The sequence below is a fragment of the Bacillus sp. JFL15 genome, assembly GCF_001184225.1.
In the GTDB taxonomy this organism is placed as follows: Bacteria; Bacillota; Bacilli; order Bacillales; family Bacillaceae; genus Bacillus; species Bacillus siamensis.
This window is the reverse complement of record NZ_KQ236689.1, coordinates 3,482,926-3,507,146: the sequence shown is the minus strand read 5'-3', so window position 1 is coordinate 3,507,146 and position 24,221 is coordinate 3,482,926. Positions and strand designations below refer to the sequence as shown.

The following is a 24,221-nucleotide window of genomic DNA, read 5'->3' as shown; positions in this document are numbered from 1 at the left end:
AGCCTCGTTTCTCAGTTTGAGAAATGAGGCTTTTTGTCTTGTTATTTTTCACATTTCTTCAAGTTTACGCCGATTGCAGCTCCATTTCGGCTGGAGTCGGCAACGCCGGTGAAGGTGCCGTTTTCACGATCAATCAGGATGCTTTGCACGTTTCCGATATCAACCGGACTGCTGCCGAATTTATGCCCCATTTCGTTCAGTTTTGCGCGGGCTTCTTCCGGCACTCCTTTTTCATAACGATAGGACGTCATACTGTTTGTGTAAATTCTCGGCTCTTCGACCGCCGCTTTTAGATCCATGCCGTACTCGACTTTGTTCAGGATCGTTTGCAAAACGGAAGAAATAATCGTTGCTCCGCCGGGGGAGCCGACAGTCAGGACGGGTTCGTTATTTTTAAATAAAATGGTCGGAGTCATACTGCTGAGCGGACGTTTATTCGGCTGCACTTCATTTGCGCCGCCCGGCACTGCGTCGAAGTCTGTTAATTCATTGTTCAAAACAACGCCATATCCGGGAACCATAATGCCGGAACCGAACAGCTGTTCAATCGTTGTCGTATAAGATACAACATTGCCGAAGCGATCGGTTACCGTGAAGTGAGTCGTTTGACCCTCTTGTTTATCAGTCGGCTGTTCGACTTGTTTATAGTTTGCAGCGCCTTCCTGATAAGCCCAAGGATCACCGGCTTTCGGTTTTTTATTCACTTTATTAATATCTATCAGCTGTCTGCGGGCATTGATATAATCTGGATTCAAGAGACCTTTGAGAGGGACGTTGACGAATTCTGGATCCCCGGCAAATGCGGCGCGGTCAGCATAAGCCAAATGCATTGTTTCTGCGAGAAGCTGATATTTTTGCCAAGAACGGATATCATATTGGGAAAGCTTAAAATCATCCAGAAGGTTCAGCATTTGCAACAGGAAAACACCGCCGGAGCTTGGAGGAGGAGCAGTTGCGATATGATAGCCCTGGTAATCTCCCCAGATCGGTTCGTCAATCGTCACATTGAAGTTTTTAATATCTTTTTCTGTCATTGAGCCGCCGAATTCCCGTACTGTTTCCGCGAGCTTTTTGGAGAATGCTCCGTCATAGAACGCTTTTGTGCCTTTGTACTTAATAGCTGTAAATGTTTTGGCTAAGTCTTTTTGGACCAGTGTGTCTCCTTCTTTCAAAGGTTCTCCGTTTGGAAGAAACACGTCTTTTGCAGCAGTGTGTGATAATTTGTCTTTATAATCTGAGATGGCGTCAGCTAAAACCGAATCAATCGGAAAGCCTTTTGAGGCAAGTTTAATGGAAGGGGTGATGAGTTGTTTCATGGAGCGGGTGCCCCATTTGTCGAGCGCTTTTTCAAGTCCTTTTAATGTTCCCGGAACACCGACTGCAGTCCCTTTTGTAACCCGCTCAGAGAAAGGAATGGCTTTGCCGTTTTCATCCAGGAACATATCCGGTGTTGCGCCTTCCGGTGCGCGTTCCCGGCTGTCGATAATGGTGGTGTCTTTCGTTTTTGCATCATAAACCATCATAAATCCGCCGCCGCCGATACCCGACATCATCGGTTCGGTTACGTTTAATGCAAATTGGATGGCAACCGCGGCGTCAATTGCATTGCCGCCTTTTTTTAGCACGTCGGCACCGATTTGTGAAGCGAGAGGATGGGCGGTGGCGACCATGCCGTCTTTGCCGACATCTACCTGTTTGTAGTCATCATAGGAAAACGGGTGTTTCTTAGCCTGAGCATGATAAGGGATGCTTCCGGCTGCGAGCAAAGTACTGAGCAGAACGATAAAACAGAGATTCATAAACTTTTTCTTTTTCATAGTCTGCCTCCTTTGTTTTCCGCTTACAATTATAGAGTAAGTAAAATGTGCTGTTTTCACAAGTGACAAACGGAATAGTCCGGTGTGCAAAAAGACGGGGTTTCTGTGTGAATGTAATCAGTCGGAAATGGGATAAATGGGAAACCGGACAGAAAAAGCTGTGAAACAAGCATTAAGGCAAAAAATAAGCTACAATAAACAAAACAGAATTCACTCACATGACATATGAAAGGAACGTGAGCCATGTATTTAACCATTAAAGAGACAGCGGAGTTTACCAGTCTTCCTGAAGAATATGTACACAATCTTATTTTGACGAATAAAATAAGAGCGGTCCACGACGGGCAGCAATATTTAATCAACAAAGAACAATTTCAAACCCATCTTGAACAGCTGGAAAAATATAAAGAAATGATACAAGAGTTTTTAAATGAACCGCTCCCTGAAGACATTGATGTAAAAGACGAAGATTAGGACACAATTTCATATTGTGTCTTTTTTTTGCATTTCGTCGGCTGTTCACAAAAAAATTGGACGCTCAGATTTCATTTTAAGGGCGCTGTTTTCTTTTTTGAATACTAAGAGACTCCGATGCCTCAAAATCCCGTCACGGGGATATAATCGATTTTTTTGGAGATCTTTTTGAAAACGGGTGTCTTATTCTCCTTATGTAACACTATGTATATTATGTTACATAAGAGGTTTTATCCTTTATCATTCAATGGGTTTCAGCTATAATAGTAACATAATGCTCAATATGTTACTTTACCAATTATAAGGGGTTTTTTGATGCATATCGTACAGCCGATTCGAAGTTTGGAGAAGATCCAGGAAGTCAAACAGTATTTAATGAAGAAAAGTGAACGTGATTATTTTTTATTTATTTTCGGCATGAACAGCGCATTGCGGATTTCTGATGTTCTGCCGCTTCGCGTGAAGGATGTCAGAAACAAAGATCATGTATGGGCGACTGAGAGCAAAACGAGAAAGAAAAGAAAAATTCTGATATTGGAATCTCTAAAGGCCGACATATACGCATATACAAAAGATATGAAAGAGAATGACTATTTGTTTAAATCGAAACGGACGAATAAGCCCATTTCGCGGATTCAGGCATACAGAATATTAAAAGAAGCAGCTGCTGCGTGCGGATTGGAGGAGATCGGGACGCATACGCTGAGAAAGACGTTCGGGTATCATTTTTATCAGAGGACGAAAGATATTGCCGAACTCCAGCGGATATTAAATCATTCTTCTCCGTCTATTACGATGCGTTATATCGGAATAGATGAGGATACGACGAGAGCGGCTTATAAAGTGTTCGGCGGGCTGTAGGCTTGAAAAAAACGGCCGCCAGCGTTACTATATAAGCAGGCTCTAGTAGCACAGCGGATAGTGCAGCAGTTTCCTAAACTGCAGGTCGGGAGTTCGAATCTCTCCTAGAGCGTTTTCAGCATAAGATAGGTGCAGATTAATAATGTCGGTAAAACAGAAAAACCCTTGTCACACAAGGGTTTTTGTCGTTTTTGTAAGCTTTTTATTTTTGTGAAAACCCACTGAAAAACGATGCGATTTTATTTTTTTTACACAAATTTTGCACATTTTTAAACAGATGTTTTCACGTCAGGCATTTTTTCAAACAGATAAAGGGTGTTTCGTGTATCTTCTTCACGTAGTTTTTTAATTACACTCAAATAATAATTAATCCCTCATATGCTCTAAATATTTCGTGACATGAAAAGCCTTTCCCCGCCATTGCATCATTCAAAAAAGCCCGCTAAAAGCGGGCTTTTCTTTATATAACAGCATCAAATTGATTGACTTTCCAAACGTTGTTTTCTTTTACGAATGTAACGTCGCGTTTTGCTGACGGAGAACCGTCAAGAGTCGGTACAGTGAAGCGGTACGTTTGGACGCTTCCTTTTTTAGAAAGAAGGGTCATTTTTGCTTTTTTCCAATTCAGGAGGTTATCTCCGTCGCCGACCGGAACAGCCAATTTGCCGTCTTTTACAGTGAAGTGGTACTCTTTAAGCCCTTTATCAATCGCCTGCTTTGTAAAAGCGGGTGTCAGATATTTTACGGCTTTCGCTTTTGTTCCGAGTTCTTTGCACATGAATACATATTGAAGATTTTGATATTCGAACTGCTCGGATGTGCAGTTTGCTTTAGACTTAAGCGTTCCTCCGCTCATGGTGTTCCAAAAATGTTCTCTTGCTGACAGAGCCAGCTGAAGTGCTTGTTTTTGTGTTAGGTCATTAGGCGTATTTTTGGCAGTCGCCGCAGTGCCCAGTGATAGAATCAATGTAATAGTAGTAAGGAATAATAGCCATTTTTTCATGATTTAATCTCTCCTTCAACGAATCTCTTTCTCTTATGTTACAAATGTTACAATAATTACGGTAAGATTACAATACCTTTTCAGAAATATTTTCCGCACTTTTTATTTTTATGATTTATTTCCATGTAAGACGGAAGAAAAAGATAAAGAGTTTCATTGAACAAAAGGTTTTTACAAGCTGTCTGCTGAATAATAAAATGGAAGAAAATCAAAAAAGGAGTCCTACATATGGAGGTACAAGATAATCTGGAGACAGCGGAAGGCCCCGGCCAGTCTGTCTGGCGGTCTATGTCATTATTTTTAGTCCCGCTGCTATTAAGCAACGTATTGCAATCTGTCGGCCAGTTGGTCGGAATGGTGTTTGTCGGAAGGTGGCTCGGAGTCGATGCGCTTGCCGCTGTATCGTCTTTTTTTCCGCTTTTTTTCCTGCTGATTTCCTTTACAATCGGAATCGGTTCAGGAAGTTCCATTCTGATCGGGCAGGCTTACGGCGCGAAAAACGAAGAGAGAATGAAAGCGATTGTCGGCACTACGCTGACGTTTACCTTTATGCTCGGAATTGTTCTGGCAGTTGTCGGCAGTGTGTTTACGCTTGATATTTTGCGGCTGATGGGAACGCCGGAAAACGTAATAGATGTCAGTGTCCGATATGCGCGCATTCTGTTTTGCGCGATGCCGCTGATGTTTTTATATTTTGCTTATACAACATTTTTACGCGGAACGGGAGATTCAAAGACCCCGTTTTATACGTTAATCGTCAGTACGGTCATTAACATCGGGCTTTTGCCTTTATTGATTCTCGGACTTTTCGGACTTCCGAAGTTCGGCATTTACGGATCAGCGTATGCAACGGTCATTTCAAACATCGTGACATTTATCGTGCTGATGGTTTATTTGCGGAAAAAGAAGCACCCGCTTGCATTTGACCGGACTGCGTTCCGCTCTCTTAAAATGGACAAAAAGCTGCTCGCGCTTTTACTGCGGCTCGGTATTCCGTCGAGCATCAATATGATTCTCGTATCGCTTTCTGAAATCGCGGTCATCTCTTTTGTGAATCATTACGGATCAAATGCGACGGCTGCTTACGGGGTTGTCAACCAAGTGGCGAGTTATGTGCAGATGCCGGCGGTAAGCCTCGGTATCGCCGTTTCAATTTTTGCCGCCCAATCCATAGGAGCCAATCAATTCGGCCGGCTGAAGCAGGTCATCAAAGTCGGCATCGGCCTGAATTATTTGATCGGCGGGGTTTTGATTGTGCTGATTTACACCTTCTCCCGGCAGATACTGGCTTTGTTTTTAACCGATCAGGATACGCTTCATATTGCCCGCAATCTTATTATGATTACACTTTGGAGCTATCTGATTTTCGGTCACGCTCAGATCGTTTCAGCGACAATGCGGGCGAGCGGTACGGTATTATGGCCGACTGTTATCAGCATTTTTGCAATTTGGGGAATTGAGGTGCCTATCGCCTTTATACTATCTCATTACACGAAACTCGGCATTCTCGGCATTTGGGTCGGTTATCCGGCAGCTTTTGTCATCAGCCTGCTGCTGCAGTACGGCTATTACCGGTTTGTATGGAAGAAAAAACAGATTACGCGGCTGATTCAATAAGGTTTTACCGCACATCGCTCAGTTCATACGGGCGATGTTTTTTTCAGAGAAGGAAAATGAGTTTAGAAAATGGAATTCCTATACATGCTAGAAAACAAGGAAAGGGCAGGTGCTTATGACGATTGAACATACGACTTATTTAGGGGCTTCGGCCGTAAAAGCGGAAACTGAACAGGCTGAATGCATTATTGTGCCGGAATGGGGCTCACATGTCATTGCGATCCGGGATAAAAGAAACGGTATGCAGATTCTGAGAGAACCGGAAACCGCGGAACAATTTCGCGAAAAACCGATGCTGTACGGTATTCCCGTTTTATTCCCTCCGAACCGGATTACGGACGGGACGTTTCGTTTTGACGGCCGCACGTATCAATTTGACATAAACGAAGAGGATAAACATAATCATATTCACGGCTTTCTTCACAACCAGCATTGGAAATTGGCGGCGGCGAAAGAAGAGGCGGATGAACTGACAGTCGAAACAGAAATTGATCTTACAGAAATTCCCCGTGTCCATAAACAATTTCCGCACGATGTCATTGTCCGGATGACTTATACATTAAAAAACAATGTGTTTACGCAGCGGGCGCTGATTATCAACAAGGGAACCGAGGCTTTTCCTTGGGGGCTGGGCTATCATTCAACTTTTGGTTTCAATGAAGAGCGATCACGTCTTTTTCTGACGGCTGACCGCATGTGGGAATTAAATGAACGTTTCGTGCCGACGGGCCGTTTATTGGATGTGCCTGATAAAGAAGCGTTCCGTAACGGAATGTCTTTGAAAAATAAGCAGTTTGACGATGTTTTTCTTTCTTCCGGACGGAATGGCGGCAATAACGAAGCTGTTATTTATCATCCTGATGAGCAGCTATCCGTTTTGTATCAGGCAGACACGTCTTTTAAGCATTGGGTGGTATATAACGGTGACGGAAAGCAAGGGTTTGTCAGTCTTGAGCCTTATACCTCCGTTACAGATGCATTTAATCTGAATCAGCCTGCATCACTGACGGGGCTTCAGATACTGAAACCGGGCGAAGAAGCGGCCGCGTCATCCCGGATCACCATTTTGCATGACGAAGAATAAGAAAGAGGCGGGGATAACATTGAAAACATATGTCAAACGCTTGACCGCGGTGTTTCTCCTTTTGGTCATAGCCGCCGTTCCTTATATTGATGATTCCGCCAAAGCGGCCGAACAAAAAAATGCGTTGCAAAAAGAGCTGGAACACATTCTGAATGAAGAACCTGCCTTAAAGGGCGCCGCGGCAGGCGTCAGTGTCCGATCCGCAAAAACAGGGGAGGTGCTGTTTGGCAGCCGGGAAGATATGCGGCTGAGGCCTGCATCACTGATGAAGCTGCTGACGGCATCTGCGGCGCTTTCCGTTCTCGGAGAAGATTACACCTTTAAAACAGAAGTACGGGCAGACGGCGCCGTGAAGGGAAAACAGCTGCGCGGAAACCTTTATCTCAAAGGAAGTGGCGATCCGACCCTATTGGCTTCTGATTTTGAGAAGATGGCTAAACAAGTCAAAGCCAGAGGCATCCGTGTCATTCAAGGAGATCTGGTCGGGGATGATTCACGGTATGACGATACCAGGTATTCAGTTGATCTGCCGTGGAGCGATGAAGGCCAATATTATGGCGCGCAAGTATCAGCTCTTACCGCTTCACCGAATGAGGATTATGATACCGGAACGGTGATTGCGGAAATCAGCCCGGCGAAACAGCCCGGTAAAAAGGCGCATATTACGATTTCTCCCCATACGGACATCGTACGTGTGAAAAATGAAGTGAAAACCGCCACTTCTGATGAAAAGAAAGATTTGACGGTTGAACGGGAGCATGGGGGCAATGTGATTACGATAAAGGGAACCATGCCGGCGGGCGCGGCAAAGGCAAGAGAATGGGCGGCAGTGTGGGATCCGTCGTCCTATGCTTTAGATTTATGGAAACAAGCGCTTACTAAACAGGGCATCACTGTAAAAGGGAAGGTCAAAGCCGGGCGCATGCCGCATCACACCCAGCCAGTCACATCACGGACATCCATGCCTCTTTCGGAATTATTGATCCCGTTTATGAAACTGAGCAACAACGGGCACGCCGAAATTCTAATCAAGGAAATAGGGAAAGTGAAAAAAGGCGAGGGCAGTTGGGAAAAGGGTTTGGACGTGATGAAATCGGAGCTCAAATCGTTCGGGCTGAATCCGGATGAATTGATTGCCAGAGACGGATCCGGCGTTTCTCATATTAATGGCGTATCCGCCGGCCAAATCGGAGAGCTTTTGTATGCCGTTCAGAAAGAAAAGTGGTACCCGGCTTTCCTTCGTTCGCTCCCTGTCGCCGGTGCAAGTGACAGAATGACGGGAGGCACCCTTCGGAATCGGCTGAAGAATACTCCGGCAGAAGGCAAAATTAAAGCGAAAACCGGGTCACTAACATCAGTCAGTTCAATCGCCGGCTATGCGGAAACAAAAACAGGGGATACGCTTATTTTTTCCGTGCTTCAAAACGGATTGCTTGACGAAGATGACGGAAAAGACATTGAAGACAAAATCGCAGTCGTGCTGGCAAATCAATAAAAAAGCCGATCCTTATAGGATCCGGCTTTTTTTGATGGAAAACGAATATTATATTGCTATTATGAAACAATCTCTTCAAAAAATAATATCTTCAATATTCCGCCTTTTTGACACTTTCTTTTCTTATGTGTCACCGTTTTTTCATTTTTATTATAAAAACTTCTTTCCGGGAGGAAAAATCTTTTTGAAGATGCGATTTATTATACATTTTATTCCTTATTATAGTATTTAAGAACCAGTTTGTGATGTGCATACATACCGTTTTACATGGTATAAAAATTATAGAAATGAAGAATCTAAGTAAGTACAATATACTATATTCTAAAAAATGTTAGAGAAAATTTAATTTTTTATTGTGATTTCTAAAATATGTTTTAAAATAATGCTATATGGATGATTTAGTCATATGCTGTCGAATTTTAATTGTAATTATTTCACTTTCTTATCCTCTTAAATTGAAATGGAGGGATTCCATTGAAGAACACTGTTTATTCTTTAACTCACGCCCAAAGAAGAGTCTGGTTTACAGAGCTGCTCGAGCCGGGCACAAGTATCTGCAATCTCGCGGCGTGCGTCAAATTCAGGGGGAACATCGACTTTGACGTATTGCGCCGTGCTTTAGATTTCTCTATCTTGCAAAATGATTCGCTCAGGTTTCAACTGACGGAAGGGGACGGCTCAGAACCCCAGCTGTATCTGGCCGGGCATCGGCCGATTTCTTTAGAGACCGTTGATTTTACTCATATTGATCAATCAGAGCGGGATGCATGGATTGACACACAGACGCGTGTTCCGTTCAAGCTGTTTCATTCACCGCTGTATCAATTTACTCTGCTTGTCATGTCAGACGAAGAAGTTTGGCTTTATTCAAAATTTCACCATATTATCATGGACGGTATCTCGCTCAATCTGCTCGGCAATCAGCTTATTGAAATCTACCAAAAAATCATGCGAAGCGAGGATTTGGCCGACCATCAAAGCCCATCCTATCTCAGCTACATGGAAAAAGAACAGCAATATTTACAATCTTCCCGTTTTCAAAAAGATCGTTCATTTTGGACTGAAACGTACCGAACTGTTCCTGAACACCTTTCACTTGCGGAACGAACCTCTCATCTTAGACAAAGCACTGCAGCTTCCAGAGATACAATCACTCTTTCCCACTCCTTAGAACAATCAATCCGGCGTTTTTGCAAAGATCATAATGTCAGCATCATCTCTCTGTTTATGGCTTCGTTATACATATGCATCAGCCGTCTGACGGCTAAAAAGGATATTGCCATCGGTACTTATTACGGAAACCGGGGTTCCAAGCTCGAAAAGGATATGCTCGGCATGTTTGTCAGCACACTGCCGATCAGAATGACGGCAGATCCGGATGCGGAGTTCCTGTCTTTTGTCCGCAGTGTAGGAAAACAGCAGCTGTCTGTTATGCGGCACCAGAAATATCCTTACAATCTTTTTGTCAATGAATTAAGGCAGGTTCATCACGATCTGCAAAATATCATCGGGATTTCGATGCAATACCAGCCTCTCGCGTGGCATCAGGCGGAGGGCTTCGATTATGAAACGGCGATGTTTTTCAGCGGGCATACGGCAAATGAGCTGTCCATTTTAATTAAGGAGCGGACAGATACGGGATTGATTGAGCTGAATTTTGATTATCAATCCGCTTTATTTACTGAAACATCGATTAAACGGATTCAAACTCATTTGCTGACGATCGTTGAAAATGCCGTTAGAAATCCAAACCGGCTGATTCGGCATATTGATATGGCCGATGAAAAAGAAAAGAAACGGGTGTTAACTGCGTTTAACCGTACAGAAACGGCTGAACCGCCGGCCCCGACGCTTCACGGGCTGTTTACCCGCCGCGCCGCGCTTTCGCCGCATCGTCCGGCGCTTCGTTTTCCGGACGGTATGCTGACGTACGCCGAGCTTGACCGGTACACAGACAGGCTCGCTGTTCGGCTCCGCCAAAAAGGCGTCCGCAAAGAAAGCATGGTCGGTGTGCTCGCTGAACGCTCGCCGGAGATGGTGATTTCAGTGCTTGCCGTGTTAAAAGCAGGCGGCGCCTACGTGCCGCTTGACCCGGAATATCCGGAGGACAGGCTGCAATATATGCTCGATGACAGCGGCGCCTGTCTCCTGCTTCAACAGTCAGGGTTATCCGTTCCCGGTTTTTCCGGCGAGACGCTAGAAGTGTCTCTTTCTGCCCTTACAGGTGAGACGGAGACAGGGGCTGTCTCTGAAGAAGCGGATGCCGATTCGCTCGCTTATATCATTTACACGTCCGGTTCGACGGGAACACCGAAGGGGGTGGCTGTTGAACACCGTCAGGCCGCCGCCTTTTTATCCGGGATGCAAGGGCAGTTTCCGTTAACAGAAGAGGATATGATCGTGCTGAAATCATCTTTTTCTTTCGACGCTTCCATCTGGCAATTGTTTTGGTGGACGATGTCCGGCGCCTCCGTGTATCTGCTTCCGGCCGGATGGGAGAAAGATCCCGCGCGGATGATTGAAGCGTTTGCCTCGGAAAAGGTGACGACCGCGCATTTTATTCCGGCGATGGTCAACAGCTTTTTAGACGCGCTGGAAACAAAGCCTGAGGAAACAAGAATCCGCCTCGGCAAAACCTTGACACGCGTGTTTGCCGGAGGGGAAGCTCTTTCACCGCTTACGGCTGACCGGTTTGCCGATCTTCTGCCGGAGACCGTGCTCATTCACGGCTACGGGCCGACAGAAGCGACGGTTGATGCGGCGTTTTACGTCTGTGACCGAAAACGGGACAGCGGACGGACAAGGCTTCCGATCGGAAAACCCGTTCCGGGTGCCCGTCTTTATGTGTTAGACGGTGGGGGAACCGTTCAGCCTGCGGGCGTTGCCGGAGAGCTGTACATCGCGGGGACAGGGGTGGCCCGGGGCTATTTGAACCGGCCTGAACTGACGGCAGAACGTTTTCTCGATGATCCGTTTTATCCGGGAGAGCGCATGTATCAGACGGGTGATATCGCACGCTGGACAGAAGACGGGCTAGTCGAATGGCTCGGCCGGTCAGACGGACAGGTGAAAGTCCGCGGCTACCGGATTGAACCGGGGGAAATCGAAGCGGCGATCCGGCGCATTGACGGCATTCGTGAGGCGGCGGTCACCGCCCGGACTGAACACGGCGAGACCGCGCTTTACGCCTATATCGAAGGCCGGGAAAGCGATGACGTGAGGGCAGAGCTTGCGAAACGTCTTCCGGCCTACATGACGCCGGCTCAGTTTATTGAGATGAGCGAGTGGCCGGTCACACCGAGCGGAAAGCTTGACCGCCGCGCGCTGCCAGCTCCTGACGGAGCGGCAGGCAGACAGGCGTACACCGCACCGCGGAACGTCACGGAAATGAAGCTTTGCGCCCTTTGGGAAGAGGTGCTGAAAAACGGCCCCGTCGGCATTCGGGATCACTTTTTTGAGCGGGGCGGCCATTCGTTAAAAGCGACGGCTCTCGTCTCCCGCATCGCCAAAGAGTTCGGCGTTCAGGTGCCGTTACAGGACATCTTCGCCCGGCCGACGGTGGAAGAGCTCGCCACGGTCATTCAGGACCTCGAAGAGAGCCCGTATGAAGCGATTCAGCCGGCGAAAATACAGGATACTTATCCGGTGTCTTCAGCGCAGAAACGGATGTATGTGCTCCAGCAGCTTGAAGACGGCGGTATCGGTTACAATATGCCGGCTGTGCTGGAACTGACGGGCCCGCTTGACCGCGGCCGGCTAGAGGAGACGTTCCGGCAGCTTGTGGAGCGGCACGAGTCGCTCAGAACGTCCTTTGAAACGGGGCATGACGGCGAACCGGTGCAGCGCATCCATGACAGCGTGACGTTTCAGCTGGATGAGGCCGAGTCAGCAGACGCATTCGTCCGGCCGTTTTGTCTGGAGGAAGCGCCGCTCTTCCGGGCGGCCCTCGTGAAAAAATCGGACGAACGCCATCTTTTATTAACGGATATGCACCATATTATCTCTGACGGTGTGTCCGTCAACACCTTGATTAAAGAATTCGGCGAGCTGTATGCCGGCCGCTCGCTTGCGCCGATGCGTCTTCAATATAAAGACTATGCCGTCTGGCAGAGGGCGTTTCAGGAGAAGGAAGGATACCAGAAGCAGGAAGCCTACTGGCTGAAGCGGCTTGAAGGTGAGCTTCCGGTGCTTGAGCTTCCGGCTGACAAGCCCCGTCCGGCTGTCAGAAGCTTTGCGGGCGGGAACGTATCGTGCACGCTTGACGCTGAAACGGCATCCGGCCTTCACCGCATCGCCCGCGATCACGGCTCAACTTTGTATATGGTGCTTCTCGCCGCGTACAATACGCTGCTCGCGCGCCTGAGCGGACAGGAAGATATCATTGTCGGTTCGCCGATTGCCGGGCGCCCGCACAAAGACCTTGAACCAATTCTCGGGATGTTCGTCAATACACTCGCCATCAGAACGGAGCCGAAGGGAGACAAACGGTTTACCGATTATTTGGCGGAAGTCCGCCAGGCCGCACTGGAAGCGTATGAGCATCAGGACTATCCGTTTGAAGAGCTTGTGGAACGGCTCGGCGTGCAGCGGGACATGAGCCGCAATCCGCTGTTTGATGCGATGTTTATTCTTCAGAATATGGAGCGAGAGGAGATAAATCTGGCCGGGCTGAAGGCGTCACGATCAGAGCATACCGAACATGATGTATCAAGTTTTGACCTGACCTTATCAGCTGCTGAATCCGATGGAAACATCCGCTTTGAAATGGAATTCAGCACCGAGCTTTTTATGAAAGAAACGATTGAACGCTGGATGGGCCACTTACTGAATCTCTTGCGCCATGTTGCCGCCGAACCGGAAGTCACACTATCAAAAGCTGATATGTTGACAGAAGAGGAAAAGCAAAAGATACTGACTGAATTTAATAATACACAAACCGAGTTCTCGGAAAAAAACAAACTGTTCCATCAGCTATTTGAAGCGAAAGCAGCAGAAACGCCTCATCAGACGGCCGTCATTGAAGGAACACAACAGATCAGCTATTCGCAGCTTAATGAGCGGGCAAATCGGCTTGCACGAACATTACACAAAAATGGATTCGGTCCGGGAAAAAGAGCTGCTATATTGGCAAATCGTTCGATTGAAGCGATCGTCAGTGTTCTTGCCGTCATGAAATCGGGAGGGGCGTATATCCCCATTGATTCACATTATCCTAAGGAACGGATTCGCTATTTATTAAAGGACAGCGCGGCATCCGTCTTGTTGGTGCAGTCTGAATACAAAGAGCTTGCTTCACAGCTCGCGGATCACAATTTGTTGCTCATTCAGCTCGATCAGGAAGAACAATACGATATTTGTGCGGAGAATATTCATCCGGCAGTGTCTCCGGATGATACTGCTTATATCATATATACTTCGGGAACGACGGGAACGCCGAAAGGAGTCGAAGTCAGAAATCGCAGCTTTACCCATGCAGCACTTGCATGGCGCAGCATTTATGAGCTTGACCGTATACCGGTCAAGGTGCTGCAGATGGCGAGTTTCTCATTTGATGTTTTTTCAGGAGATCTTGCCCGCGCCTTGCTAAATGGAGGAACGCTTGTCATTTGTCCGGATGACGTCCGGCTTGAGCCGAAACAGCTTTATCAGCTCATTGATCAGCACCGTATCACATTTATGGAGTCGACACCCGCGCTGATTGTTCCGTTTATGGAATATATATATCGCCGGAAACTAGCGCTGCAAAGTGTAAAAGTACTGGTGCTGGGCTCAGATATGATCAAAGCGAAGGATTTTTATACGCTTCATAAGCGTTTCGGAGAAAACATGCGGATCATAAACAGCTACGGTGTAACAGAAGCGACAATTGATTCTTCGTATTATGAAGCCAAAATGAGCGAAAAGCCGCGGGAAGATGATGTGCCGATCGGTGTTCCGCTTCCGAATGTGCAAATGTACGTCTTAAACAAAGACAAACAGGTTCAGCCGATCGGCGTTTTCGGAGAGCTGTATATCGGAGGCACCGGCGTCGCCAAAGGATATTGGGGACAGCCAGAGCTGACAAAGGGCGCATTCAGCGACCCGTTTCAAACGGGAGAAATACTTTACAGAACCGGAGATCAAGCCTGCTGGCTGCCGGATGGCACTCTTCGTTTTCAAGGGCGGATTGATAAGCAGGTGAAAATCAGAGGATACAGAATTGAGACGGGAGAAATTGAAAGTGTGCTTTTGAAACACGATCAAGTCAAAGAAGCGGCTGTGACCGTGATGAAAGATGCCGAAGGACAGGGCAGATTAGCGGCATACATCGTACCTAAAACAGCTGATATCTCATCACTTCGCGAGTTTCTCATGCAGGAGCTTCCTGCTTATATGATGCCGTCTCATATTATCGGTTTAGACAGCATGCCTCTGACACTGAACGGCAAACTTGATAAATCGGCTCTGCCGGCAGAAGAGATACATTCATCACAGGCATTTGTCGCGCCCGGCGATGAAAAACAGGCGCTGTTATGCCGGATTTGGGAAGATGTGCTTCATATTCAGAAAGCGGGCATTCATCACTCTTTCTTTGAGCTTGGGGGAGATTCCATTAAGGCGCTTCAAGTGTCAGCCCGACTGGCCGGAGAAGGCTGGAACATGTCGATCCGCGATTTGTTTCAGTTCCCGACGATTGCAGAACTCGCGAAGCACCTCACGCCGGCTGTTGCAATGGCTGATCAGGGGCCGATAGAAGGAAGCGCTCCGCTGACACCGATCCAGAAAAGATTTTTTGAGGAACCGGGTGCTTTTGATCTTCATTATAACCAATCAGTCATGCTGTGCAGTGAAGAAAGATTCCAGATAAATGCTTTGTCTCAGGCGGTTCGCTCGCTGACAGCGCATCATGATGCGCTGCGAATGACATTCACTGAAAATGAGCATGGGGAAGTTGTTCAATATAACCGCGGAATCACAGAGCGGCATGAAGAAATCTTTACGCTTAACGTCATAGATCTTTCAGAAGAAACACAGCCGGAAAAACGGATAGCAGCCGAGGAAAAAGAAATACAGCAGGCCATGCGCCTTGATCAAGGGCCTCTGTTTCATCTCGGAGTGTTCCGGCTGAAAGAAGCCGACCATCTGCTGATCACGATTCATCACCTTATCACGGACGGCGTGTCGTGGAGAATATTGCTTGAAGATCTGCAGACAGCTTATCAGCAGGCATTAGAAGGCCAACAAATCAAACTGCCGCCGAAAAGCGATTCTTATATCACATATGCCGAACAACTTTTTGACATATCCAAAAGCAAAGCGCTGCTTGAAGAAGCCGCGTACTGGGACAATGTGATGTCTTTTGAAACAGCGCCGCTGCCGAAAATAAATGATGGAAATGCCGGACGGATGCAGGAAAACGCGCGCACGGCATCGTGGATATTAAGCAGCGGGCTCACGAAACAGCTGCTTTTAGAAACACAGCAGGCATACGGCACGGATGTTCATGAATTGCTTTTAACGGCGCTTGGAATGGCGCTTCATGAGTGGACGGGTTCTGAACGGATGCTTATCAGCACTGAAGGACACGGACGCCAGGGACATATGCCTGACATTGATATTTCGAGAACGGCAGGCTGGTTTACATCTGTTTATCCGGTGCTCTTAGATATGAGAGTGCCGGACGGCTCAGGCGAAAAAACCGCTCACCGTATAAAGACGGTAAAAGACATGATGAGACGGATTCCTCATTACGGAACCGGCTACGGGCTGCTGAGATATTCGCGAAACATTCTTTATAAAGACCCAGAAATAAGCTTTAACTATCTCGGTGCGTTTGACGGTCTTGAGGGAGGACTGAAGATGTCGCCATTCAAGCCGCAGCATGATATAGCGGCCGGGCGCATCCGCGAGTTTGACCTGGATATTAACGCGATGACGGCGGACGGACGTCTGGAGGTAAAAGCCGTTTATACCAGCGTATTTGCACCGGGGGCAGTCGAGTCTTTCATGAATCGTTTCCAAACTCATCTTGAGGACATCATCGCCCACTGTTCTGGCAAGAAAGAGCGGGAAAAAACATTGACTGATTACAGCCATAAGGAATTGACCGCTCAAGCATTATCAAGCATTGAAGATCTCGTAAAAGGACTTTAATTTCATAAAAAGGTGTGTGGCATTCGTGACACAAGCGACAGAAATCCAAGATATTTATCCTTTATCATATATGCAGGAAGGCATGCTGTTTCATTCGCTTTTAGACTCCGGATCAAACGCATATGTCGAGCAGATTTCGTTTACGGTCAGCGGAGATTTATGCGTTGATACATTTCAAAAAAGCCTTGATATGCTTGTCAGCCGCTATGATATTTTCAGAACAATTTTCATAAAAGAAGTACCTGACCTTGAAGGGCCGCAGCAGGTAGTCCTTTCGCGCCGTGACACTGCCGTACGGACTGAAGACATTTCAGATTATTCGGAAGAACAGCAGCAAAGCATCATTGACGAATTTAAGGAAAACGACCGGCATAAGGGGTTTGATCTGCAAAAAGGCCCCTTAATGCGCCTTGCTCTTTTTCATACGGGAAAAAACCGCCATACATGTGTTTGGACTCACCATCACATTATGATGGACGGCTGGAGCCTGGGCATTGTGCTGAAAGATTTCTTCAGCATGTATTATTCGATCCGGAACGGGCGGCCTGTAAACCTCGGCAGTCCGGATCCTTACAGCACTTATATCAAATGGCTACGAAGCCGGAATAAAGAAGAAACGTCAGCGTTCTGGTCCGGCTATTTGAAAGATTACGGAGAAACCGTTTCTGTTCCGCAAACGAAGAATAAGCCGGCGCAAAACGGTTATACATCTGAGCATTTTCAATTTTCCCTTGAGCCTGAAACCGTACAAAAACTGACAGACATCGCCCGGGGCATCGGGGTCACGCTGAATACTATATTTACGGGCATTTGGGGCCTGCTTCTCCATCGTTACAACGGGACTGAAGATGCGGTCTTCGGTTCGGTTGTTTCCGGCAGGCCGTCAGCTATTGGCGGCATTGAATCCATGGCCGGGCTGTTTATCAATACCGTTCCGGTGAGGGTGCGCGCAGCAGAGGATATGACTTTTACATCGCTTGTTAAAGCAGTGCAAAAAGATTCACTCGCAGCGGAAGAGCATAGCTATTATCCGCTTTATGACATTCAAAACGAGAGCGGTCTGCAAAAAGATCTCTTGAACCATATCCTTGTCTTTGAAAATTATCCGGTTCAGATGCAGGCTGCGGTAAACGGCTGGCAGCAGACTGAAAGCCATGCTCTCTCTCTTGAAAACTTTTCGATGGCGGAAGAAACGAACTATGATCTCAACGTCGTCATCGTTCCGGGGGAAGAGTTTTATGTGAAATTCAGCTACAATGCTGACATTTATGATCGGGAGGACATGAAACGGATCAAAGGGCATATTCTTGAGGTCATCTCCTGTGTAACAGAGGATCCGGACAGGCTCTTATCAAGCATCAGTCTCGTGCCGCCGGAGGAAGAGGCCTTGATTCATTCGTTTAACGACACAAACCGTCCGTATCCTGAGACAACCGTTCACGGGCTTTTTGAAGAACAGGCTGCCAAAACGCCCGACCAGGAAGCGTTGAGATATAACGGGATAAGCTGGAGCTATAAGAAATTAAATCAGCGGGCGAATCAGATTGCGCATGCGTTAAGGGAAAAAGGCGCCCGTCCCGATCAGATCACCGCTGTTATGCTGCGCCGATCGATGAATACGGTCGCCGCTCTGCTCGGAATTTGGAAATCGGGCAGCGCTTATATGCCGATTGATGCGGAATATCCGCCTGAACGGATCTCATTTTTGCTGAGAGACAGTGAAGCTTCACTGCTCGTGACTGAAAAAGACCTGCTCCCCCTCATTCCGCCTCATTTCAAGGGAAACGTCGTCATCTTGGAGGAAACGGTTTCCCGGCAGACCGGACCGCTTCCGCCGGTGTCCGGCAGCGGAAATTGGGCGTATGTCATTTACACCTCGGGAACGACAGGCCGGCCGAAAGGTGTGCTTGTACAACACAAAGCGATCAGCAATACATTGCAATGGCGGCGTGAAGAATACAGCATGTCAGAAGGCGACATAGCGCTTCATCTTTTTTCATACGTATTTGACGGCTCTTTGACAAGTCTTTTCACTCCGCTGCTGTCCGGCGCTTGTGTACTGTTGACTGATGAAGACGATGCAAAAGACGTTCTTTCAATGAAACAGAAAATCGCCCGCCACGGGGTAAGCCATCTTCTGATCGTTCCGTCTCTGTATCGCGTCCTGCTTGATTCTCTGACAAAAAAAGATGCGCAGACGCTTCGGGCGATAACATTTGCCGGGGAAGCGGCAACCCCTGATATCGTGGAAGCGAGCCGGAATGTATGCCCGAATGCCGAGCTGCTGAATGAATACGGCCCGACGGAGAACAGTGTGGCAGCGACGATCCTGCGCAATCTGCAAAAAAGCAGCCGGATTACGATCGGACGCCCGATCTCCAATACATCCGTCTATATCATGCACGGTGTCCAGCTGCAGCCGGTCGGAGCCGTCGGTGAACTGTGTATTTCAGGAAAAGGTCTTGCACACGGATATTTTCAGCAAAAAGAGCTGACGGACAAAGCCTTTGCCCCTCATCCGTTTCGTGAAGGTGAACGGCTGTACAGAACGGGGGATGCAGCCCGGTTTTTACCGGACGGAACAATTGAATATATGGGGCGTTTTGATGATCAGGTGAAAGTCAGAGGCTACAGAATCGAATTAGGAGAAATCGAAACGGCACTCAGAAGTCTGTCCGGGGTAAAAGAGGCGGCAGTTATCGTGCGCAAAACGGCGGACGGAGATCAGGAGCTTGCAGCTTATGTCGTACTGCAAAACGCGGGTGTGACATTTGATCCGCACGCCGAATTGGCGGGGACATTACCTGCTTATATGATACCGGGAAGCTTTACCAAACTGACGGAAATGCCGCTGTCTGCGAGCGGAAAACTTGATAGAGCCGCGCTTCCTGAACCGGAAGAAGCTGAGAGAACCGGTGATTATCAAGCGCCCCGCACAATGCTTGAGACTGAGCTGCTGTCTATTTGGCAAGATGTGCTGAAACGGGACCGCATCAGTATGAGAGATGATTTCTTCCAAATCGGCGGACAGTCGCTGAAAGCCGCATCACTTGTTTCAAACATACATAAACGGCTGCAAATTGAACTTGCCGTCCGCCACGTCTTTGAACATCCGACCATTGAGAGCATGGCCCGCTCCCTTGAACAGAGGAAAAGAGGAGAATATGCGGAAATCACGCCTGCAAAGCCGAAGGACTTGTACCCGTTATCTTTTGCTCAAAAAAGGCTTTATGCCCTTCACCAGCTTGCTTCAGACAGCACGGGCTATCATATGCCCGCTTGTCTGGAACTGAGCGGCAGGCTCAATCGGGACCGTCTGCAAGAAGCCTTTTCAGTGCTGCTGCAAAGGCATGAAGCGTTACGTACATCATTTGTGTTACGAAACGGGGAGCCGATGCAGCACATACATTCACATGCCGATCTCGAACTCACAGAGCTTCACATGCCGTCCGAGTCACTTCTTCATGAGACGATGGAAACTTTCGTTAAGCCGTTTGACGTGGAAAAAGCGCCGCTTTTGAGGGTGACTTTAGCCAAAGTCAATGAAGACCGCCATTTTCTGCTGCTCGATATGCACCATCTTATCGCAGACGGTGTGTCAATGAGCGTTCTGATACAGGAATTGACGGATTTGTACAGAGGGAAGGAATTGCGGCCGTTAAAACTGCAGTACAAAGATTTTTCCGTCTGGCAGCATGACCGGTCTGCCGCTGAAGAGTTCAAAAAACATGAGCGGTATTGGCTGGATGCGCTCGGGGAAAACATTCCCGTTCTTGATCTGCCGCTGGATAAAAAGCGCCCTCAGCTTCCTGATTTCAGCGGATCCGCGGTTCGAACATGTCTTCAAAAGGAAGCGGCGGAGAATTTGCGCCGGCTCATGGATGAGACGGGTTCCACGCTGTATATGATTCTTTTGGCCGGCTATTCCCTGTTCCTGTCTAAATTGAGCGGACAGGAAGATGTTGTCGTCGGTTCACCTGCGGCAGGCAGAAGCCGCGCGGAGCTTGAAGGGGTTATCGGCATGTTTGTTAACACCGTGGCCATGAGAAGCAGGCCGGAAGGTGATAAGACATTCCGCGCTTATTTAGAAGAGGTGAAAATGCTCGCCCTCGGCGCAGCCGAACATCAGGAATTCCCGTTTGAAGAACTCGCCCAAAAGCTTGATACACATCGGGAAGTCAATCGCAATCCGCTGTTTGATGCCATGCTCGTTCTGCAAAACAGTGATGATTTCAAAGTGAATCTTCCGGGCTTAAACGTTTCTGCACATGCAGTGAAGCATGACATTTCAAAATTCGACTTGACGCTACATGCTGAGGAACGGCCGGATGGCGCCCTGGATTTTCATTTTGAATACAGTACCGCATTGTTTGAAAAAGAAACGATCGAACGGTGGGCCGGTCATTTTAAAGAGCTTTTAGGACAAATCGCGTCGGATTACGATCGGAAGCTGTCTGACATTCATTTGCTGGACACAAACGAGCGGCAGATGCTTCTGGAAGCTGATAATCAAACGGCTGAGTATCCGCGGCATGAAACGATCGTCAGTTTATTTGAAACACAGGCGGAAAAAACGCCGGATCAAATCGCAGCCGTCATGGCCGATGAGCGTCTCACCTACCGCGAGCTCAATGAGAAGGCGGATCGAATCGCCGATATGCTCTCAGAAAACGGGCTCCGCTCAGGACAGATTGTCGGGATGATGACTGAACGATCTCCGGATATGCTGATTGGGATTCTCGGTATTTTAAAAGCGGGAGGGGCGTATCTGCCGATTGATCCTGAATATCCGGACGAGCGGATTTCATTTATGCTGACTGACAGCGGCGCGCGTGTTCTTTTGACGCAATCGGGTCTTGGGATTTCCGGAATGGACGGTCTGCCGGTTTTATACATTGATAAGCCTGAATCTTTTTCAGCAGACAATCCGAAAGAAACGATAACACCTGAACAGCCGGCTTACGTGATTTACACATCGGGCACAACAGGGAAACCGAAAGGCGTTATGACGGAACACCGCAATGTCATCAGCCTTATCACACATAAAGGGCTGCCGTTTGATTTTGGGCCAGAAGACGTCTGGACGCTGTTTCATTCCTATTGCTTTGATTTTTCTGTTTGGGAAATATTCGGTGCGCTTTTATACGGCGGAAAAGTAGTCATCGTGCCGAAAGAAACAGCCCGTGATCCGCATTTGTACCGGCAACTGCTGCTAAGTGAAGGCGTAACGGTGCTGAACCAAACGCCGACCGCTTTTTCCGGACTCATTCATGAAGAAGCCGGGCATACGGACAAGCTGAAGCTTCGATATGTCATTTTCGGCGGAGAAGCGCTTCAGCCCGGCATGCTGAAAAGCTGGAAAGAGAAGTACCCGGAGACGGAGCTTGTGAACATGTACGGCATTACGGAAACCACGGTTCACGTCACATACAAAAAACTGAATATGGAAGATATTGAGAGAAATAAAAGCAATATCGGCAGACCGCTGGAAACCCTTCATGCTTTTGTCATGGACGCCTATATGAATCCGCAGCCGATCGGAATTCCCGGTGAGCTTTATATCGGCGGAGAAGGCGTCGCGAGGGGATACGTAAATAGAGATGATTTAACTGCCTCCCGTTTCATCCCGAATCCGCACGTTTCCGGCATGCGGCTCTACCGGACGGGCGATATCGCCAAAAGGCTCTCAAATGGCGAGCTGGAGTATGTCGGGCGGAAAGATGCGCAAGTAAAAGTCAGAGGCCACAGAATTGAATTGGGGGAAATTAAATCAGCGCTGCAGAAGCTTTCTTTCGTGAAAGAGGCCGCCGTGATCACACGTGCTGATCAGCACGGTCAGCACTCCATTTACGCCTATGCCGTCTTACACGGAAACGAAAAGTTAAAAGAAGCAGAGGTTCAGGCCTCTCTCAGAGCTTTCCTGCCGGAATATATGATTCCCGCACGCTTGACAGAGCTTAATGAACTGCCTCTGACGGCGAATGGGAAGCTGGATGAGAAGGCGCTCCCGCAGCCTGAATTAAACGAAAATCCCGGAGATGATATCAGCCTGAGGAATGAAACTGAAGAAATGATGGCTGACATTTGGGAGGAACTCTTAGGTGTTGAAGGCCTTGGCCCCAATGCTCATTTCTTCCATCTCGGCGGAGATTCGATTAAAGCGCTGCAAGTATGTGCGAGGCTGAAGCAGCAGGGCTACGAAACGACCGTCCGTGAGCTGTTTGAGCATCAGACACTGGGAGAGGTGTCGATGCGGCTCCGGAAAGTCCGCCGCGTAATTGATCAGGCTCCCGTCACGGGAGAAGTGCCGTTGACGCCGATCCAGCACTGGTTCTTGTCACAATCATTGCCGCATGATCATTTTAATCAGACCGTTATGCTCCGCAGTGCGGACAGAATCAATGAATCTGCCATGAGAAAAGCGCTGGCGCATCTGGCGGTTCATCATGACGCATTACGGATGATATGCGGCACGCAAAATGGATCGGTGATGCAATATAACAGAGCTGAGAACCTTTCTGATGAAGAACTCTTTACGTTTGAAACGCTTGACGTGAGAGGGACAGGGTCATTACAAGAGGAGCACGCCGCAATTGAACAGGCGGCCGCCCGTATTCAAACTTCTATTCGGCTGGAGACCGGTCCGCTCGTAGCTGTCGGTTTATTTCACGCCGCAGATGGCGATCATCTGCTGCTTTCCATTCATCACCTTGTCATTGACGGAGTGTCATGGCGGATTTTATTTGAAGATCTCACCGCGTGCTACAGGCAGGCGCTTGTTGGAAAAGAAGCCGTTCTTCCGGCGAAAACTGATTCCTATCAGACTTATGCAAAGCAGATTTCTGATTATGCAAAAAGCCGTCGGCTGCTGCAGGAAGCAGATTACTGGTCTGAAAGAGAAGAAGCGGCGGTCAAACCGCTTCCGAAAGATGCCCGCATCTCTTCCAATCTCCTTAAAGATACAGATGTGATGACCATTACATTGACAAAACAGGAGACTGAGCAGCTGTTAACGGAGGCAAACAGAGCGTACACAACGGAGACGGGTGAATTATTGCTTGCGGCGTTAAGCCTTGCGCTGAACAGATGGACCGGAAACGAGACATTCAAAATCAGCATGGAAGGCCACGGAAGGGAAGAGCACCTGGAGCATCTTGATATCAGCAGAACCATCGGCTGGTTTACGTCAATTTATCCGGTATTGGTTGATGCAAGTTTTCAAGATCAGGCTGATGACAGCGGGCGTCTCGGTTATCACATTAAGCGGACAAAAGACATGATGCGCCGCATTCCGCATAAAGGAGCGGGATACGGGGTGCTGAAATATATAAGCAAATTCTGGGGAGAGGCTGAATCTGATTCTCCTGAAATCAGTTTTAACTATTTGGGGCAGTTTGACCGGGAGATCCGTTCCACCGGCTTCGATGTTTCTCCCGTAAAAGCGGGAAATGAAGTCAGCCCAGACTGGGAACGTCCGTACACACTTGATATCAGCGGCTCCGTATCATCGGAATGTCTCAGCTTGAATGTGGTGTATAACCGTTTTCATTATCAAAAAGAAACGATTGAAGTTTTGACGGGGCATTTTCATACTTTTCTCAAGCAGATCATCACGCATTGCACAGGCAAAGAGGAGCGTGAATGGAGCGCTGCTGATTTCAGTGATGAAGAGTTAACGCTGGAAGATCTGAGTGACATTATGGGAGCCGTCAACAAACTATAGAAAAGGAGAGGCGC

At 47.9% G+C, this 24,221-nt stretch carries 9 protein-coding genes and 1 tRNA gene; 8 read left to right on the top strand and 2 right to left on the bottom strand.

Annotated elements, in window-relative coordinates; all coding sequences use genetic code 11:
* Nucleotides 1-41: 41 nt before the first annotated feature.
* Nucleotides 42-1,817: a gamma-glutamyltransferase gene (gene ggt, locus AD710_RS17020; protein WP_049628587.1), complete on the bottom strand. Its 1,776-nt coding sequence runs from the start codon at nt 1,815-1,817 to the stop codon at nt 42-44.
* Nucleotides 1,818-2,060: 243 nt separating this feature from the next.
* Between ggt and AD710_RS17015 the strand changes: the two genes are divergently transcribed.
* The 3 genes from AD710_RS17015 to AD710_RS17005 all read left to right on the top strand — a co-directional run bounded on the left by AD710_RS17015 (nt 2,061) and on the right by AD710_RS17005 (nt 3,264).
* Nucleotides 2,061-2,291, top strand: coding sequence for an excisionase family DNA-binding protein (locus AD710_RS17015; protein ID WP_016936555.1), 231 nt, complete (start codon nt 2,061-2,063; stop codon nt 2,289-2,291).
* Nucleotides 2,292-2,606: 315 nt separating this feature from the next.
* Nucleotides 2,607-3,152 carry a site-specific integrase gene (locus AD710_RS17010; RefSeq protein WP_045926205.1) on the top strand — a complete coding sequence of 182 codons (546 nt, stop codon included), beginning with the start codon at nt 2,607-2,609 and terminating at the stop codon, nt 3,150-3,152.
* Nucleotides 3,153-3,191: 39 nt separating this feature from the next.
* Nucleotides 3,192-3,264, top strand: a tRNA-Arg gene (locus tag AD710_RS17005).
* A gap of 348 nt (nt 3,265-3,612) precedes the next feature.
* On the opposite strand, the gene AD710_RS17000 is transcribed toward AD710_RS17005, so the two are convergent.
* Nucleotides 3,613-4,155: an IseA DL-endopeptidase inhibitor family protein gene (locus tag AD710_RS17000; RefSeq protein WP_045926206.1), complete on the bottom strand. Its 543-nt coding sequence runs from the start codon at nt 4,153-4,155 to the stop codon at nt 3,613-3,615.
* 228 nt (nt 4,156-4,383) lie between these two features.
* Between AD710_RS17000 and AD710_RS16995 the strand changes: the two genes are divergently transcribed.
* The 5 genes from AD710_RS16995 (at nt 4,384) to AD710_RS16975 (ending at nt 24,207) form a co-directional block, all read left to right on the top strand.
* Entirely contained in the window at nt 4,384-5,772 is a 1,389-nt protein-coding gene (locus tag AD710_RS16995) for an MATE family efflux transporter (RefSeq protein ID WP_045926207.1), read from the top strand.
* Between the two features lie 115 nt (nt 5,773-5,887).
* Nucleotides 5,888-6,856, top strand: coding sequence for an aldose 1-epimerase (locus AD710_RS16990; RefSeq protein WP_049628836.1), 969 nt, complete (start codon nt 5,888-5,890; stop codon nt 6,854-6,856).
* Between the two features lie 19 nt (nt 6,857-6,875).
* Nucleotides 6,876-8,351 carry a D-alanyl-D-alanine carboxypeptidase/D-alanyl-D-alanine endopeptidase gene (dacB, locus tag AD710_RS16985; RefSeq protein WP_049628586.1) on the top strand — a complete coding sequence of 492 codons (1,476 nt, stop codon included), beginning with the start codon at nt 6,876-6,878 and terminating at the stop codon, nt 8,349-8,351.
* A 474-nt stretch (nt 8,352-8,825) separates the two neighbouring features.
* Complete coding sequence (locus AD710_RS16980; RefSeq protein ID WP_049628585.1) at nt 8,826-16,484, top strand: non-ribosomal peptide synthetase; 7,659 nt, start codon at nt 8,826-8,828, stop codon at nt 16,482-16,484.
* A gap of 25 nt (nt 16,485-16,509) precedes the next feature.
* A complete protein-coding gene (locus AD710_RS16975; RefSeq protein ID WP_049628584.1) occupies nt 16,510-24,207 on the top strand; it encodes a non-ribosomal peptide synthetase in 7,698 nt (2,565 codons plus the stop codon).
* Nucleotides 24,208-24,221 lie beyond the last annotated feature (14 nt).